The following is a 15414-nucleotide window of genomic DNA, read 5'->3' as shown; positions in this document are numbered from 1 at the left end:
CGAAGAAGACCTCGGCCTCGGCGTACCGCTCCAGCGGCACGGTCTTCAGCTCGCGGGTGGCCTCCGCGAGGGGCACCCGGACGATGTCGGTGCTCTGCATCGCGACCATCTTGCCCCAGTCGCCGTCGTTGACCGCGTCGATGGCCTGCAGGCCCAGGCGGGTGGCGAGCACCCGGTCGAAGGCGGTCGGGGTGCCACCGCGCTGGATGTGGCCCAGCACCACGGTGCGGGCCTCCTTGCCGGTCTTGGCCTCCAGCTGCTCGGCCAGCCACTGGCCGATGCCGCCGAGGCGGACGTGGCCGAACGAGTCCAGCTCCTGGTTGGCGAGCACCATCTGACCGTCCAGCGGCTGGGCGCCCTCGGCGACCACGACGATCGGGGCGTACTGGTGCTGGAAGCGCTTCTCGACGTAGCCGGCCACCTGGTCGACGTCGAACTGCCGCTCGGGCAGCAGGATCACGTTGGCGCCGCCGGCCAGGCCGGCGTGCAGGGCGATCCAGCCGGCGTGCCGGCCCATCACCTCGACGACCAGGGTGCGGTGGTGGCTCTCCGCGGTGGTGTGCAGCCGGTCGATGGCCTCCATCGCGATGTTGACCGCGGTGTCGAAGCCGAAGGTGTAGTCGGTGGCGCCGAGGTCGTTGTCGATCGTCTTCGGCACGCCGACGACGTGCACGCCCAGCTCGTAGAGCTTGGTGGCCACGCCGAGGGTGTCCTCGCCGCCGATCGCGATCAGCGCGTCCACGCCCTGGCTGGCGAGGTTGTCCTTGATCCGCTCGACGCCGTTCTCGATCTTGAACGGGTTGGTCCGGGACGAACCGAGGATGGTGCCGCCACGGGGCAGGATGCCGCGGACGTCCGCGATGCCCAGGGGACGGGACAGACCCTCCAGCGGGCCCTTCCAACCGTCCCGGAAGCCCACGAACTCGTGACCGTAGGTGGCGACGCCCTTGCGGACCACCGCCCGGATGACCGCGTTGAGACCTGGGCAGTCGCCGCCGCCGGTGAGCACGCCGATACGCATGATCCGCTCATCCTCCTGGAGCATCAGGTAAAGCCCGATATGCCCCAGGTATGTGTCAAGTCAGACCATCGGCGCCATTGCCGGCCCGGGGCGGGCCGTCACTGCGAACTGTAGTCGGCCTACCTGCGCGACGACAGCGCGCCCCGGGGGCGGCGGGTCAGTAGGTCACCTCGCGGTTCTCGCCGGTCGCCGGCGGGTGGCCGGTGACGGCGGCCTTCGCGAACCCGAGCAGATTGACCACGGTGCTGCTCGGCGAGTCCCAGTACTCGGCGGAGCTGGCGTGCACCTTGATCAGGGTCAGGCCGGGCGTGTCCAGCCCGTCCGGGAACCAGGTCCTGAGCACCGGGTTCCACAGCCGCCGGGCGCGCTCGGCGTCGAAGCCCTCATTGGCGGTGCCCGAGACCGACACCCAGGCGTTGTGCTTCTGGTCCGAGAAGGCGACGTTGACCTCCGGGTTCACCCGGATCTGGCGCACCTTGGCGGAGTCTGCGTAGGCGAAGAACCACAGGTCGCCGTCGAACTCGGCTTCCTGCAGCCCCATCGGCCGGCTCACCTGCCGCCCGTCCAGCGCGATCGTGGTGAGCATGCAGATCCGTGCGGCGCGGACCAGCTCGGTGACCCGCGTCCGGGCCTCGGCGACGCTGGTCGGATCGTTGCTCATGGCAGTCTCCCTCGGCTCGACTGGTCGAACCGTTGCCCGGGACAGAACCGGTCAAACCTGCAAAGGTACGACGACCGGTCAGCGTGCCGTCATCGCCCGCCAGCGGGCCAGGTTGTGCCGGGCGTCGACCAGGGCGTCGTGCCGGGCCGCGTCCGCGTCCGGCAGGGTCGGCCGGCCCCGGTCGTCCCAGAGCTGCCGCAGGTCCTTGGTGAACCGGGGGATCTCCCGGGGCAGCGCCGGCATCGCCCCCCAGAGCTGGGCGAGGACCACATGGTCGTACGCCGCGTACCAGGCCCACAGCTCCAGCTGCTCCCCCGGCCGGTCCCGAACCGGCTCCATGAGGAAGTCGTACAGGTCGTCACGGATGCGCTCCCGGGAACGCCAGGCCCGGTCCGCCGGAGACGGCAGCCGGTCCAGCACGTTGCGCCGGACCCAGGGCACGGCGCGGGAGTCGTCGAACTCGGTGGAGACCGCGTAGAACTCGCGGCCGTACTCGTCGACGACGCCGATCGACACGAGGTCGACGATCCGGCCGTCCTCGATGAACTCGCAGTCGTAGAAATAGCGGTAGACCATTCCGGCCATCCTCGCCCACGGCCGGCCGGCGGCGCCCGGCGGGGCCCGGGTGCGACCCACGGCCGGTCCGTCGCGGACCAGCGCCGACCTGCGACCGGGAGCCGGCGCAGGGAGTACGCCGCAGCTCGCGACGGTCACGGAAGTGCTTCGAGGGGTGTACAGCAAGCGACCGGACCGTCATGATCTGATGTGTACCGCTACCGGACGCCGAATCGGTGTCAGTTCACCTTGTCAGGGCCATCAGGTTCACCCGGTGAGCGATTGTGTGGTCCATGACCGGGAGGGGTTGGGCCGTGGAGATGCGCCTGCCGGAGCCGGGTGACGCGCTCACGGGTGTCGAGATGTTCGCCGGGTTGGAGCCCGAGGTGCGCCAGCGCGTCATCGCGGCCGCCGTCCCGCGCACCTACCGCAAGGGTCAGTTGCTCTTCGTGGAGAACGACCCGGGCGAGTCGCTGATCGTGCTGCGCCGCGGCGCGGTCGCCGTCTTCCGCACCGCGCCGACCGGCGAGCGGGCGGTGCTGTCGGTGATCCGTCCGCCGGACGTGCTCGGCGAGGTCTCCCTGCTCGACGCCTCCACCCGGTCCGCGTCGGCCGAGGCCATCGAGGACTGCGCGGCGCTCGCGCTCTCCCGGGGCGCGTTCATGGAACTGGTGCACTCCAACCCGCGCATCCTGGACGCGGTGATGCGCTCGCTGGGCGGCCTGATCCGTCGGCTCACCGAGCAGAACGCCGACCACGTCTTCCTCGACCTGCCCGGCCGGGTCGCCAAGACACTGGTCCGGCTGGCCGGCGAGAGCCAGGCCCCGATGATCACGATCGAGCTCAACCAGAGCCAGCTCGCCGAGATGGCCGGCGGTTCCCGGCAGAGCGTCAACCAGGCCATCGGCTCCTTCGCCAGCCGGGGCTGGCTGCGGACCGAGGGGCGCCGGATCGTGGTCACCGACGTGGCCGCGCTGCGCCGCCGCGCCGGCATGAACGACCGCTGAGTGCGCCGCCGCGGTGCCGGCCTGAACGACCGTTGAGCGGCGTCGACGGGCAGCGCACCTCGACACGACACGGCCGGGTCACCCGTGGGCGGCCCGGCCGTGTCGTCGCGTCACCGACGCGTGGTTCAGACTCCGGAGCTGCCCGGGCCGGCCCACTTGTCCGGGCCCTTGCCGTCGCCGCCCGGGCCGTGGGACTGCTCGCTGACGATGCCCTCGGCCTGGAGCGTGGCGAGCGTGGCGGCGTCGACGTCCACCGACTCGCCCGCGGAGTGGTTGACCCCGTTGCCGTCGGTCCAGTCGCTCTCCAGCTTGACGTACACCATTGACCTGTCCCCCTCTGGTCGCTGATCGAAGATGTGGCGGACTGAATGTAGTCCGTCGGACCCTTGGTGGACTGTCCACAAGCCAACAGGCCGGTACCTGACAGCCGCGCGGGCGGTGATACTCCCTGTGACGGGACGACGGGGGGCGTCGGCCCGGATCGCCATGGAGGGTGTGTCATCGCCGCGCAGTGTGGGCGCTGTGGACGCACGGCCGCCGACGGTGACCGCTTCTGCGGTGGCTGCGGTGCCGAGCTCGGTGCCGTCTGCCCGCACTGCCTGCGCCCCCTCGCCTCGGACGTCACGTTCTGCACGTCGTGCGGGTCGCCCCGGCCGGGCGCGGACCGGCCGGTCGCCGTCGCGCCGCAGGAGGATCGCCGCCGGGTGAGCGTGCTCTTCGTCGACCTCATCGACTTCACCCCGTACGTCGAGCGGGCCGACCCGGAGCAGGTCCGCGGCATGCAGACCGGCTTCTTCTCCGCGGCCCGCCGGGTCGTCGGCCAGTACGGCGGGGTGGTGGAGAAGTACATCGGCGACGCGGTGATGGCACTGTTCGGCGCCCCGATCGCCACCGAGACCGACGCGCTGCGCTGCGTCCGGGCCGGGCTGGAGCTGCAACGTGTGCTCACCCGGTTCGCGCCGACCGGCAGCACCGAGATGCGGTTCCGGGTGGGGGTGGCCACCGGGGAGGCCCTTGTCGACGTGGCCGCCGCCCGCGACGGCGGGCAGGCGATCGTGGCCGGCGACGTGGTGAACACCGCCTCCCGGATGCAGTCGGTCGCACCACCGGGCGGGGTGCTGGTGTGCGGCACCACGCACGCGCTGACCAGGGACACGATCCGCTACGAGGAGCAGCCCCCGGTCACTCTGCGCGGCCGGTCGTCGCCGACCGAGGTGTGGCTCGCGCTGTCGCCGCTGCGCCGCCTGCCAACCGACCGGGAGCCGGACACCACGCCGCTGGTCGACCGCGAGCACGAGCTGGGCATGCTGGTCAACGCCCTGCACCGGTCGCTGCGCGACCGGCTGCCGCAGGTGGTGACGATCTTCGGCCGGGCCGGCATCGGCAAGAGCCGGCTGCTGCGCGAGCTGTACCGGCACACGGGCCGGCTGGTCGACGAGCCGCTGACGTGGCGGACGGGGCGCTGCCCGCCGTTCGGGGAGAACGTCACGTTCGCCGCGCTGGCCGACATCGTCAAGACCGAGGCCGGCATCCTGGACACCGACCCGGCCGCCAGCGCGGCGCAGCGGCTGGCCGCCGCCGTGAGCGAGCTGATCGGTCCGGGCGAGCGGGACCGGGTGGTGGACGCCCTGCGCCCGCTGGTCGGGCTGCCCGGCACGCCGCTGCCGGCGGAGGAGGCCGAGTCGTCGTGGCGACGGTTCCTGCTGGCGTTGGCCGCCCGCCGCCCTACCGTGCTGGTCTTCGAGGACCTGCACTGGGCCGACGACGCGATGCTGCGCTTCGTGGAACTGCTCGGGGCGGCGGCCCGCGAGGCGCCGCTGCTGCTGCTCTGCACCGCCCGCCCGGAACTGGTCGATCGGGACCCGAGCTGGGCCGGCACCATCACCGGCTCGGTGACCATCACCCTGCCGCCCCTGCGCGACACCGGCATCGCCGCCCTGTACGCGCACCTGTTCGGCCAGGCGGCGTTCTCCGCCGACATGCTGACCCCACTCATCGAGGTGGCCGGCGGCAATCCGCTCTACGCGCACGAGTACGTCCGGATGCTCATCGAACAGGGCGCGCTGCGCCAGTCCGGGCGGGGCTGGTCGCTGGACAAGCAGCTCGAACTGACCATGCCGGAGAGCGTGCACGCGGTAATCGCCAACCGGGTGGACCTGCTGGACGCCAAGGACCGCTCGGTGCTGCTGGCGGCCTCGGTGGTCGGGGTGCAGTTCTGGCCGGGCGCGGTGGCCGCCGCGCTGGGGCAGCCGGTCGAGTCGGTCGAGCGTGCGCTGCGCCGGCTGGAGCAGCGCGACTTCGTGCACGAGCAGGCCGCGTCAACGATGGCGGGGCAGGCGGAGTTCCGGTTCCGGCACGTGCTGGTGCGCGACGTCTGCTACCAGCGGCTGCCGCGCACCGAGCGGGTGGCCCGGCACGAGCGGGCCGCGGACTGGCTCGACGCGCTGTCGCACAGCCGCGACACCGACCTGGCGGAGGTGCTCGCCCACCACCGCTGGGCGGCCCACGAGATCGCCCGCTCGCTCGGTATGCAGGTCCGCCGGTACGCGGGGCCGGCGCGGCAGGCGCTGCACCGGGCGGCCCGCCGGGCGTACGCCCTGCACGGGCTGGACGCGGCGGCGAGCCATGCGGGTCGGGCGCTGGGCCTGGCCGACGACAGCGACCCGGTGGGGCGGCTCCAACTGGAGCTGCTCAGCACGGAGATCTCGTTCTACCGCGACGGCAACGCGTTCCTCTCCGGCGGTGGGCCGGAGCAGGTGCACGCGCTGGCGGACCGGCTGTCGGCGCACGGCGACGACGCGTGCGCCGCACGGGCGTGGACGCTGCTCGGTCAGGCCGCCTGGCTGCGCGCCGACCGGGGCGACGCGCTGGCCTGCCTGGATCGCGCGGTCCAGTTGTTCGAGCCGTTGCCGGACAGCCCGCAGAAGGCCGACGCGTACGCCGAGTTGGGCCGCCTGCACATGCTCAACTACGAGCGCGACCCGGCCGTGTCGGCGGCGGACACCGCGGCGGAGATCGCGGAGCGGCTGGGCCTGACCGAGACGCGCACCAACGCGCGGATCACCGCGGCCACCGCCCGCTACCAGGCCGGTGACCGGGTCGGCCTGGACGAGCTGCACGCGATCGTCGAGTTCGGCCGCGCCGGCCAGCTGCTCGCGCTGCCCCGGGCCACCCAGAACCTGGCCTGGGCCATCCGCGAGGAGGGCGACTGGCTGCGCTCGAACGCCCTGCTCTCGGCCGCGCCGGCGCGTACGGCCAGCGGCCAGACGCTGACCACCAGCTATTCGGCGGAGGCGATGCGGGCCTGGTTCGAGGGTGACTTCGGCCGGTTGCTCGCCGCGGCGGAGGCGTTCGTGGACACGCCGACCGGCAGCTGGGACATGCAGGTACGGGGGTTGCGCTGCTGTCTGCTGGTGCTCCGTGACGACGAGGATCCGGCCGACCTGGCCGACGCGCTGACCACCGCGCGGCGCAGCGGCTTTCACCGCCTGCGGTGGACGATGCTGAGCATGGCGGCGCTGTGCCGGGCACTGCAGGGCCGCGACGCCGAGGCGGCGGAGCTGATCGACGAGCTGGACCGGTCCTGGTCGGCGGTGCCGGCGCTGGCCAGCGGGGAGTGGATCGCCGCCGCCGCGTACGCCGCCGCCCTGGCCGGGCGGGACACCGCCGTGCGGGTCCGGGCGATGCTGGACCGGGTCGGGCATCGCACGCCGTGGTCGGAGGCGGCGCTGCGGACGGTGACGGCGGCGGTGGCGGCGGCCGACGGCGACCACCGGCGGGCGGCCGAGCTGCACCTGGCCGCCGCCGAGACGTACGGGCGGATCCCGGACGTCAGCGACCGGGTGCTGGCGCTGGCGCTGGCGGCGGCGGAGCTGACCCGCGCCGGCGACCCGGCGGGCGCCCGGGAGCCGCGAGCCGAGGTCCGCACCTTCGCGCTGCGCAACGACGCCCCGGGCCTGCTGGCGCTGGCCGGCCGGCCGATCAGCCCGACCGGGCCGGCGGTCGCGTGTTGAGCAGGCTCACCCGGCTCGGCGGCTAGGGAGCCTCAGCCGCTGACCCGACTCAGGCGGCGACTGGCGTCTTGAGTTTCTGCGCGTAGATGTCGACGTACTCCCGGCCGGAGAGCTCCATCAACTCGTACATGACCTCGTCGGTGACCGCGCGCTCGACGAACCGGTCGCCGGCCAACCCCGCGTAGCGGGAGAAGTTCAGGGGCGCGCCGAAGCGGACCCGCACCTGGCCGACCCGCGGGAGGAGCCTGCCGGGCGGCTGAAGTTCGTCGGCGTTGAGCATCGCCACCGGCACCACCACCGCGCCGCTCTCCAGGGCCAGCCGCGCCACACCGGTCTTGCCCCGGTAGAGCCGCCCGTCCGGGGAGCGGGTGCCCTCCGGGTAGATGCCGGCCACTCCTTGAGCGCGCAGCACCCGCAACTGGGTGTCCAGGGCGGCGCGGGCGGCCTGACCGCCGGAGCGGTCCACCGGGATGGTCCCGGTGCCGACGAAGAACATCTTCATGAACCAGCCCTTGATCCCCTTGCCGGTGAAGTACTCCGCCTTGGCCACGAAGGTGACCCTCCGCGCAACGATCAACGGGATGAAGATCGAGTCGAAGAAGGAGAGGTGGTTGCTCGCCAGGATCACCGGGCCGGTCGCCGGCACATTGCGCAGGCCCTCCACCTGCGGGCGGAAGATCAGCTTGAGCAGCGGACCGAGGAGCACGTATTTCAACAGCCAGTAGAGCACCGGTGTCCTTTCCGTGGTGTGCCCGCGACAACACCATGCCCGGGAGCGCCGCCGTCGCTGACGAGCCTACGAAGCCTCAGCTCTACCCACAACGGACGAACGACCGCTTCGATCTCGTCAGGTGCTCGGGGCCTCGATCAAGGTCCGCCCGTGCCGGACTCGACAGGCCCGGTTCGTGACGCAGTCAGATTCCGCAGGGCGGGAAGGCACCCGGCGAAGCCACGCTGGCCACCGCAAACGACGGACCTAGTCCTGAGGCCAGACACGTGCCCGGCCTCACGACCAAATCCGACATCCGCTGAGCACGGTCCGCCGTCAGGCGTCCGGCCGCTCCGGTTTAGGACGATGCCGTCGTCGTTGGATCACAGCAGCGAGTTCACGCAGGAAGACAACGACGAGTCCGACGCTGGAGGGCACCGCGATCCAGGCACGCCAACCTCCCTCGCTCACGATGCCGGGCAACAGGATCACGGTGAAAAGGAGCATGAGCCCCAACACCGACAGAGTTCGCCCCGAGTCGCCCGAGTTCACCATTGCCAGCTCCGCCTGTAGGACGTCTGCCTGCATGAGGTTCGCGACGTGCCTCTGGTCCACTTGTCCAGCACCCCGCAGAACGTGTTCCAGGGCTTCACCGCTCAGTCGTGGGTGCGATCGCGCCAGAAGCGAGGCCCTCCACCTGCGGGCGGAAGATCAGCTTGAGCAGCGGACCGAGGAGAACGTACTTCAGCAGCCAGTAGAGCACCGGTGTCCTTTCCGTGGTGGGCCCGCGACCGCGCCGGAACCCGGGAGCGCCGTCGTCGCCGACGAGCCTACGAAGCGGGCGCTCGGACCACAACGGACGGACGCTCACCACCACCGCGCGCCTGCCGCGGTCGCCAGCACGCCGAGGATGTACTCCGGTGTCTGGGCCAGCAGCGCCACCCGCCACAGACGGTTGCCCGGATCCCACCAGCGCTCCGGCAGGTAACAGCTCACCAACATCCGCACCCCGTGCACCGCCGCCATCCAGAACGGGAAGAAGATCACCCAGCCGACGATGTCGAAGACCAGATCCTTCGTCCGCTCGCCGGCGAACGCGGACACCGGGACGAGGACCAGCACGCCGGCGGCGAACACCATCCCGAACAGGATGGACCAGGCCGCACCCCGGGCGATGTGCCGCAGGGCGACGTCCTCGATCTCCTCACCCGCCAGGCCCGCTTCCTCGATCACCTCGGCGCGGCGCTCCTCGGGCGTCTTACCGTCGGCGTCGAGGAACTTCGCGACGGGACCGGCCAGCCAGCGTGTCACCGCCAGTGCCGGATCCATACCCACCCCTATTCGCCCCGCTCGCTCTTCCACCGTAGGAACTCGCGGTACAGCTCCTCTTCGCGCCTGCGCATGCGCTGGTGCAGCACCCGGGAGGCCACGAGAAGCATGCCGCCGCCGTTCAGCATCAGGTAGCCGAGGATCCGGTCGTCGGGGATCTTCGGTGCCGTGCTGAACAGCAACCCCAGCAGGGTCGAGCCCAGACCCAGGTAGAGCGCGATCCCGGGCGGTGTCTGCCGGTATTCGAGATGGTGACGGTCGGCGAACGTCTGGAACCTCGGCGGGACGTCCGGCTCCTCGTACTCCTCAGCGGTCACGTATGCCCCCTCCGTCCCCGGCGTGGAGTCGCCGCCGTCAACGATCACCGAGATCGCACGTGTCGCGCAAGAACGGACATAGGTGGCCCGCCGCGACCTGCGACAGCAGCCGTGACTTTGGAAGACGCGACACAACGCACTCCCGGAACCGGCCTCCGACGTGTCACGATTCAGAGCACGGCGTGCGTACGGGCGTCGAGGGGGCAGGGTGGCCGCGTCGGAAGGCGCGTTGAGGAGGATGTCCGGGTGTCAGCGGGTGGGGCCCGCCGGGGACGGCGGGACAACGGGCTCGACGCGAGCGAGTACGCCGTCGTCGGCGACGTCGATCCGCGCGTCGGCGAGCACCTGCTCGACGTGCTGGCCGCCGGCGGGATCGCCGCCTACCTGCAACCCTCCGCCGACCTCAACCCCGTCACCCGCACCACCACGGTTCCGGCCCGCCCGGTCGACCGGCTCTACGTCGACCGCTCGCACCTGACCACGGCCCGCGACTACCTCACCCAGCTCGCCGACGAGAGCGCCCCGGAGCAGCCGCCGGCCCGCGACGAGCCGGACATCGACGCCGAGTGGGCCCGGATCGTGGCCGGCTTCCACGCCACCTCGACCGCCGACGAGCGCCCGTGGCCGGCAGCGGAGGACGTGGACGAGCGCGACGACCGGGAAACCCGGGACGAGCCGACGGCTGGTCCGCTCGCCCGCTCCGGCGCCGACGAGGCCGGGCCGACCGCCACCGACGTCCGTCGGCTGCCGTCGGCCACCGACTTCTCCGGGATCTCGGTCGGCCGGGGCACCCGCGGTGACGAGCCCTCGCTGCTGGACGGTCTGGACACCTTCGGCGCCGATCTGCCCGACGACGACGAGGACGAGGGTTACCACCCGCCGCCACCCCCGCCACTGCCCCGGATCTCCAAGTACGCGGTGGTCGGCGCGCTCGCGGTGGTCGTCGGTTTCGTGCTCTTCCTCTTCCCGTCGCTGCTCCCGGTGGACCGCTCGGCGGTCATCCTGTTCGGGTTCACCGGCATCCTGGCCGGCTTCGTCACGCTGATCTGGCGCCTGCGCCCCGGCGACGAGAACGACGACGACCCGGACAACGGCGCCGTCGTCTGACTCCCGCGCCCGCCGACCGCATTCCGGGACGACGACGCCCCCGTCCGGGGCGTAACAATGGTGTAACTTACTGTCAGTAGGAATACCGCTGTACGTCACTTCCCCCGCTGACTGACCGGTTTTTCCTTGCTCGTGGCGGTCAGTCCTCTGCTGATCGGAATGCCCGAGATGCGACAGAGTTCCCTCGTGGTGGTGGCCAACCGCCTCCCCATCGACGACAGCCAAGCCCCCGACGGCGCCTGCGAGTGGCGCCGCAGCCCGGGTGGGCTGGTCAGCGCGCTGCACCCCCTGCTCCGGCACACCCCGGCGACCTGGGTCGGCTGGGCCGGAGGCACCGGGGCCGCGCCCGCCCTGCCGGACGTGGACGGCGTCCACATGCACACCGTCGCCCTCAGCCAGGAGGATCTGCGCGACCACTACGAGGGTTTCTCCAACGCCACCCTCTGGCCGCTCTACCACGACGCCGTCGAGCAACCCGAGCACCACCGCCGCTGGTGGGAGGCGTACCAGCGGGTCAACCAGCGCTTCGCCGAGGCGACCGCCGAGGTGGCCGAGCCGGGCGGCGTGGTCTGGGTGCAGGACTACCACCTGCAGCTGGTCCCCGGGCAACTGCGCGCGCTCCGCCCCGACCTGCGCATCGGGTTCTTCCTGCACGTGCCGTTCCCGCCACCGGAGCTGTTCATGCAGTTGCCCCGTCGGGCCGAACTGCTGCGCGGCATGCTCGGCGCCGACCTGGTCGGCTTCCAGCGCGCCCAGGCGGCGCACAACTTCGCCCAACTGGTCACCCGGGTGCTGGAGCTGCCGGCCACCGACCGCCGGATCGGGATCGACGACCGGGTGGTGCGCATCGGCGCCTTCCCGGTGTCCATCGACACGGCCGAGATGGCCGCCCTCGCCGCCCGCCCCGACGTTGCCGCGCGGGCCCGCCGCCTGCGCCAGGATCTCGGCGACCCCCGCCAGGTCATCCTCAGCGTCGACCGGATGGACTACACCAAGGGCATCGAGCAGCGCCTCAAGGCGTACAGCGAGCTGCTCGCCAGCGGCGACGTCAAGGTCCGCGACACGGTGCTGGTGCAGGTCGCCATGCCGAGCCGGGAACGTGTCGGGCAGTACCAGATCCTGCGCGAACGGATCGAGCGCGAGGTGGGCCGGATCAACGGCGAGTTCGGCCGGGTCGGTGAGCCCGCCATCCACTACCTCACCCAGCCGTTCGACCGGGCCGAGCTGGCCGCGCTCTACCGGGTCGCCGACGTGATGGCGGTGACCCCGCTGCGCGACGGGATGAACCTGGTCGCCAAGGAGTACGTCGCCGCCCGGGTGGACGACACGGGCGCGCTGCTGCTCAGCGAGTTCGCCGGCACGGCCGCCGAGCTGTCCCAGGCGTACCTGGTGAACCCGCACGACCTGGAGGGGCTCAAGCAGGCGCTGCAAACGGCGCTGCGCGCCAGCCCCGCCGACGTCACCGAACGCATGCGGGCCATGCGCGCCCACCTGCACCAGCACGACATCCGGGCCTGGGCGCGCTCCTACCTGAGCGCGCTGGACGAGCACGGCGCCCTGGTCGGCCGCCTCACCAGCGCCGACGGCGCCCCCCTGGTGCCGCGCCCGGCGACCCGGGCCACCTCCGCGACGCAGCACGCCGGCGGCTGACCGGCGCGACCACTCACCGCGAGGCGGGCTCCTTCTCCAGCCAGTCCAGGATCGCGTCGATCGGCTCGGCCCAGCGCGCGTCGAGCATCAGGTCGTGCCCCATGCCCGGAAAGAGCAGCGGAGCCGAACCGTACCGGCGGGCGATCCGCGTCAACGTCGACGCCGGCACCACCCGGTCGTCCGGGCTGCCCAGCACCAGGACCGGCGGCGTGCCGACGGCCGGCTCGGCCTCCGGCTCGCCCAGCAGCGCCCATTGCGCCCGCCGACCGGCCCGACCCAGCCGCGCCACGTACCGCCGAGCCTCCTCGTCGGGCAACTCGCGGCTGAACAACTGCGTGCGGCTGAGCCGCAGCGGCCCGCCGAACACCGCCGGCAGCGTCCCGGCCGGGTTGCGGCGCACCGCCGCGGAGAGCACCCCCCAGCCGCCGAAGACCGGCGCCACCAGCACCGCGCCGCGCGCCGGGTAGCGCGCCAACGCGTGCGCCACCACGAGCGCCCCGGCGCCGTGCCCCACCAGCACCGCCTGGCGCGGCAGGCCCGCGGCCACCTGGACCACATCGTGGGCGTACGCGCGCAGCGTCGCCTCCGGCGCCGGCTCGCTGCCGCCGTGCCCCCGCAGGCTGAGCGCGTACGCCGGAAAGCCCCGCGACGCGGCGTGACCCAGCCAGTGCTCGGCGAACGCCCACGCGCCGTGCCCGAACCCGGGAACGAACAGCAGCGCAGGACGCCCCTCTTCCACCTCGGGAATGGCGCTGAGCACCTCGCGTCGCGCCGGCCGGACCGGCCGGGACCACTCCCGGCCCCGCATGATCCGCAGCTCGGTCACTGAACTCGCCTTCCGTTCGCGACTGCGGGGCTCGCAAGCTCACTCCTCGCGCTCACTTGGCCTCCAGGTCGTGCAGGGCGCGCTGGACGGCGCGCAGGTAGTCGGCGTGCCCGACCTCGAACCAGTGCCGGCTGCTGTCCTTGACCTGCCCCGAGTAGCGCTCCCCGGCCCGGTCGCGCACCCGCTGCGCGAACGCCGCGGCCCGCTCGGGCCGGTCCCGGCGGGCCCGCAACAGCCGGGCGAAGAGCACCGTCTGCCAGTGCGCCAGGGTGAACATCCCGGAGTCCGGTTGCACGAGGCCGGCGACCGCCAGCGTGGGGTGCCCCGGCGTGAAGGCGTTGAGCCAGAGCGTGGGCCGGCCCGTGCCGGCGCTGTCGCCGAATACCGACGCGTCGAGGAACTCGAACCGCGGCAGGTAACCGGTGGCGAAGATGACCAGGTCGGGGTCGATCTCGCGGCCGTCGGCCAGCTCCACGGCGTACGGGCGGAAGCGGGCCAGGTCGGGCACCGGACCGATCCCGCCGTGGCCCACGTAGTAGACGAGCTGGCTGTTGGCGATCGGGTGCGTCTCGTACACCCGGTGGTCGGGCTTGGGCAGGCCGAAGCGGGTCAGGTCGCCGACGGTCAGGCGCAGCGTCCAGTGGTAGAGCCACTGGCGGACCCGCAGCGGCACCCGCAGCGCCAGCAGGGCGTCGTTGACCTGGTCGGCCGGGCGCCCGAGGACGTACTTCGGGGCGTACCAGTAGCCGCGCCGGGTGGAGTGCCAGCACCGCGACGCCTGCTGGGCGGCCTCGACGGCGATGTCACAGCCGGTGTTGCCGGCGCCGACCACCAGCACCCGCTTGCCGCGCAGCTGCGCCGGGTCCTTGTAGGACGACGCGTGCATGATCTCGCCGCGGAACTCCTCCAGCCCCTCGTAGCGGGGCAGTTTCGGCGACCAGTTGTGCCCGTTGGCGATCACCACGGCGGCGTATCGGGAGGTGCGCTCCGGCCCGTACCCGCCGGTGGAGCGGGTGGTCACGTCCCAGCGGTCCCCCTCGGCGGGCTCCACCCGGATCACCTCGGTGCCGAACCAGACGTGCGACCGCAGGTCGAAGTGGTCGGCGTACCGCTCGAAGTACGCCAGGAGCTGGCTGTGGTGCGGGTAGTCCGGCCACGAGTCCGGCATCGGGAAGTCGGGAAACTGGGTGAACGGCTTCGACGACAGCAGATGGGTGCTCGCGTACACCGGGCTGCGGTCGTGTCGCCAGTTCCAGGCGCCGCCGACGCCGGTCTCCCGTTCGTAGCAGTCCACCCCGAACCCGTGCTCGCGCAGGTTCTTGATGGCCGTCAGGCCGCTGGCCCCGGCCCCGATGACGCAGACCGTGTCGCCCCGGTCGGAGAGCGGACGGCCGTCGGGGCTCTGCGCGGACGGGGTCGCATCCGGGTCGGGCCGGCCGTGGTCGGTGGAGGTGGACACCGGGACATCTCCTTTTGTGCGGCACGGGTGCCGGTCGCCGCGAAATCCTCTCCACATCGGAGCCGGATGTCCAGCCCTGGCGCGGACCGATCGGCGGGTACCGGCCGGTGGGGGTCAGCCGGCGGTGGGCAGCAGCAGGTCGACGAGGACCGGGAAGTGGTCGCTGGCCCGGCGGGTCTGCGGGGTGTCCACCACGTCGTAGTCGACCACGCTGATCCGGGGATCGACGAAGAGCGCGTCGATGCGGCGGCGCGGGTCGGCGCACGAGTAGGTGAGCCGGTCCGCCCGGTCGGCCGCGATCGCCGCGTCGGTCAGGCCACGCGCCACAGTGGTCCACGCCGGCCCGTCCGGACCCTCGTTCAGGTCGGCCCCGGCCACCACCGGGCTGCTCGCCGCGTCCAGCCCGCGCCGGAACTCGGCGGCCTGCGCGGGCCGCTCGGTCGGGTCGGTGGACAGGTGCGACCCGGCGAGGGTGAACCGGGCGTCGCCGACCCGGCAGTCGGCGTACGCGGCGCCGCGCAGGTGTCGGCCCGGGGTCAGCGGAAAGCGCTGGCAACGGGTGCCGCGCACCTGCACCCGCAGGCTGGTCAGCAGCAGGTTGCCCAGGGCGGGCAGACCCCCGGCGGCCACCACCAGGCCGAACGACTCGGCCAGGGTGGCGGACTTCTGCCGCCACCGGAACCGGCGCGGCCCCTCCTGCACGATCACCACGTCCGGCCTCGCGGCCCGGACCACCGCCGCCAGCGCGACGACACCGCCG

The 15414-nt window shown here is 72.5% G+C and carries 14 protein-coding genes and 1 pseudogene; 4 read left to right on the top strand and 11 right to left on the bottom strand.

Translation table 11 applies throughout. The features are described from left to right. The 3 genes and pseudogenes from AB0J68_RS11875 to AB0J68_RS11865 form a co-directional block, all read right to left on the bottom strand. On the bottom strand, window positions 1-1021 hold a 1021-nt coding region (locus AB0J68_RS11875; protein ID WP_363938076.1), incomplete at its 3' end, for a 6-phosphofructokinase. 157 nt (window positions 1022-1178) lie between these two features. Continuing rightward, window positions 1179-1682: a pyridoxamine 5'-phosphate oxidase family protein gene (locus AB0J68_RS11870; RefSeq protein WP_354858226.1), complete on the bottom strand. Its 504-nt coding sequence runs from the start codon at window positions 1680-1682 to the stop codon at window positions 1179-1181. 54 nt (window positions 1683-1736) lie between these two features. After that, window positions 1737-2258 (bottom strand): annotated as a pseudogene (locus AB0J68_RS11865) (polyadenylate-specific 3'-exoribonuclease AS); the annotation flags it as partial. Window positions 2259-2551: 293 nt separating this feature from the next. Between AB0J68_RS11865 and AB0J68_RS11860 the strand changes: the two are divergent. Further along, complete coding sequence (locus AB0J68_RS11860; protein ID WP_007463121.1) at window positions 2552-3244, top strand: Crp/Fnr family transcriptional regulator; 693 nt, start codon at window positions 2552-2554, stop codon at window positions 3242-3244. Window positions 3245-3369: 125 nt separating this feature from the next. On the opposite strand, the gene AB0J68_RS11855 is transcribed toward AB0J68_RS11860, so the two are convergent. Then, window positions 3370-3567: a hypothetical protein gene (locus tag AB0J68_RS11855; RefSeq protein ID WP_354858223.1), complete on the bottom strand. Its 198-nt coding sequence runs from the start codon at window positions 3565-3567 to the stop codon at window positions 3370-3372. Between the two features lie 66 nt (window positions 3568-3633). Here AB0J68_RS11855 and AB0J68_RS11850 point away from each other — a divergent pair, with 66 nt between their 5' ends. Next, complete coding sequence (locus tag AB0J68_RS11850) at window positions 3634-7257, top strand: adenylate/guanylate cyclase domain-containing protein (protein ID WP_355066898.1); 3624 nt, start codon at window positions 3634-3636, stop codon at window positions 7255-7257. Window positions 7258-7306: 49 nt separating this feature from the next. On the opposite strand, the gene AB0J68_RS11845 is transcribed toward AB0J68_RS11850, so the two are convergent. From AB0J68_RS11845 to AB0J68_RS11830, 4 genes are all read right to left on the bottom strand, one after another. Continuing rightward, a complete protein-coding gene (locus AB0J68_RS11845) occupies window positions 7307-7987 on the bottom strand; it encodes a lysophospholipid acyltransferase family protein (RefSeq protein ID WP_354858220.1) in 681 nt (226 codons plus the stop codon). A 315-nt stretch (window positions 7988-8302) separates the two neighbouring features. Then, the gene (locus AB0J68_RS11840) at window positions 8303-8581 is read right to left on the bottom strand and encodes a hypothetical protein (protein ID WP_363938068.1); all 279 of its coding nucleotides are present in this window, start codon (window positions 8579-8581) and stop codon (window positions 8303-8305) included. 252 nt (window positions 8582-8833) lie between these two features. Then, complete coding sequence (locus AB0J68_RS11835; RefSeq protein ID WP_354858217.1) at window positions 8834-9295, bottom strand: hypothetical protein; 462 nt, start codon at window positions 9293-9295, stop codon at window positions 8834-8836. Between the two features lie 8 nt (window positions 9296-9303). Then, window positions 9304-9612: a hypothetical protein gene (locus AB0J68_RS11830; protein WP_363938065.1), complete on the bottom strand. Its 309-nt coding sequence runs from the start codon at window positions 9610-9612 to the stop codon at window positions 9304-9306. Window positions 9613-9858: 246 nt separating this feature from the next. Here AB0J68_RS11830 and AB0J68_RS11825 point away from each other — a divergent pair, with 246 nt between their 5' ends. After that, window positions 9859-10719, top strand: coding sequence for a DUF308 domain-containing protein (locus tag AB0J68_RS11825; protein ID WP_354858213.1), 861 nt, complete (start codon window positions 9859-9861; stop codon window positions 10717-10719). 168 nt (window positions 10720-10887) lie between these two features. Then, the gene (locus AB0J68_RS11820; RefSeq protein WP_354858210.1) at window positions 10888-12369 is read left to right on the top strand and encodes a trehalose-6-phosphate synthase; all 1482 of its coding nucleotides are present in this window, start codon (window positions 10888-10890) and stop codon (window positions 12367-12369) included. Window positions 12370-12382: 13 nt separating this feature from the next. On the opposite strand, the gene AB0J68_RS11815 is transcribed toward AB0J68_RS11820, so the two are convergent. The 3 genes from AB0J68_RS11815 to AB0J68_RS11805 all read right to left on the bottom strand — a co-directional run bounded on the left by AB0J68_RS11815 (window position 12383) and on the right by AB0J68_RS11805 (window position 15398). Beyond that, window positions 12383-13177: an alpha/beta fold hydrolase gene (locus tag AB0J68_RS11815; protein WP_363938073.1), complete on the bottom strand. Its 795-nt coding sequence runs from the start codon at window positions 13175-13177 to the stop codon at window positions 12383-12385. 70 nt (window positions 13178-13247) lie between these two features. Further along, window positions 13248-14654, bottom strand: coding sequence for an NAD(P)-binding domain-containing protein (locus AB0J68_RS11810; RefSeq protein WP_355066899.1), 1407 nt, complete (start codon window positions 14652-14654; stop codon window positions 13248-13250). Between the two features lie 114 nt (window positions 14655-14768). Beyond that, window positions 14769-15398 (bottom strand): endonuclease/exonuclease/phosphatase family protein, encoded by a 630-nt coding sequence (locus AB0J68_RS11805; protein ID WP_363938071.1) that lies wholly within the window; start codon window positions 15396-15398, stop codon window positions 14769-14771. Between the last annotated feature and the right edge of the window lie 16 nt (window positions 15399-15414).

The sequence above is a fragment of the Micromonospora sp. NPDC049580 genome, from assembly GCF_040675595.1.
Taxonomy (GTDB): Bacteria; Actinomycetota; Actinomycetes; order Mycobacteriales; family Micromonosporaceae; genus Micromonospora.
This window is presented reverse-complemented; position numbering and strand designations above follow the sequence as displayed.

Excerpts from the sequence above, each read along its gene's own strand:
- AB0J68_RS11855 (WP_354858223.1), bottom strand. The coding sequence starts at position 3,567 with ATGGTGTACGTCAAGCTGGAGAGCGACTGGACCGACGGCAACGGGGTC.
- AB0J68_RS11820 (WP_354858210.1), top strand. The coding sequence starts at position 10,888 with ATGCGACAGAGTTCCCTCGTGGTGGTGGCCAACCGCCTCCCCATCGAC.
- AB0J68_RS11815 (WP_363938073.1), bottom strand. The coding sequence starts at position 13,177 with ATGCGGGGCCGGGAGTGGTCCCGGCCGGTCCGGCCGGCGCGACGCGAG.
- AB0J68_RS11835 (WP_354858217.1), bottom strand. The coding sequence starts at position 9,295 with ATGGATCCGGCACTGGCGGTGACACGCTGGCTGGCCGGTCCCGTCGCG.
- AB0J68_RS11870 (WP_354858226.1), bottom strand. The coding sequence starts at position 1,682 with ATGAGCAACGATCCGACCAGCGTCGCCGAGGCCCGGACGCGGGTCACC.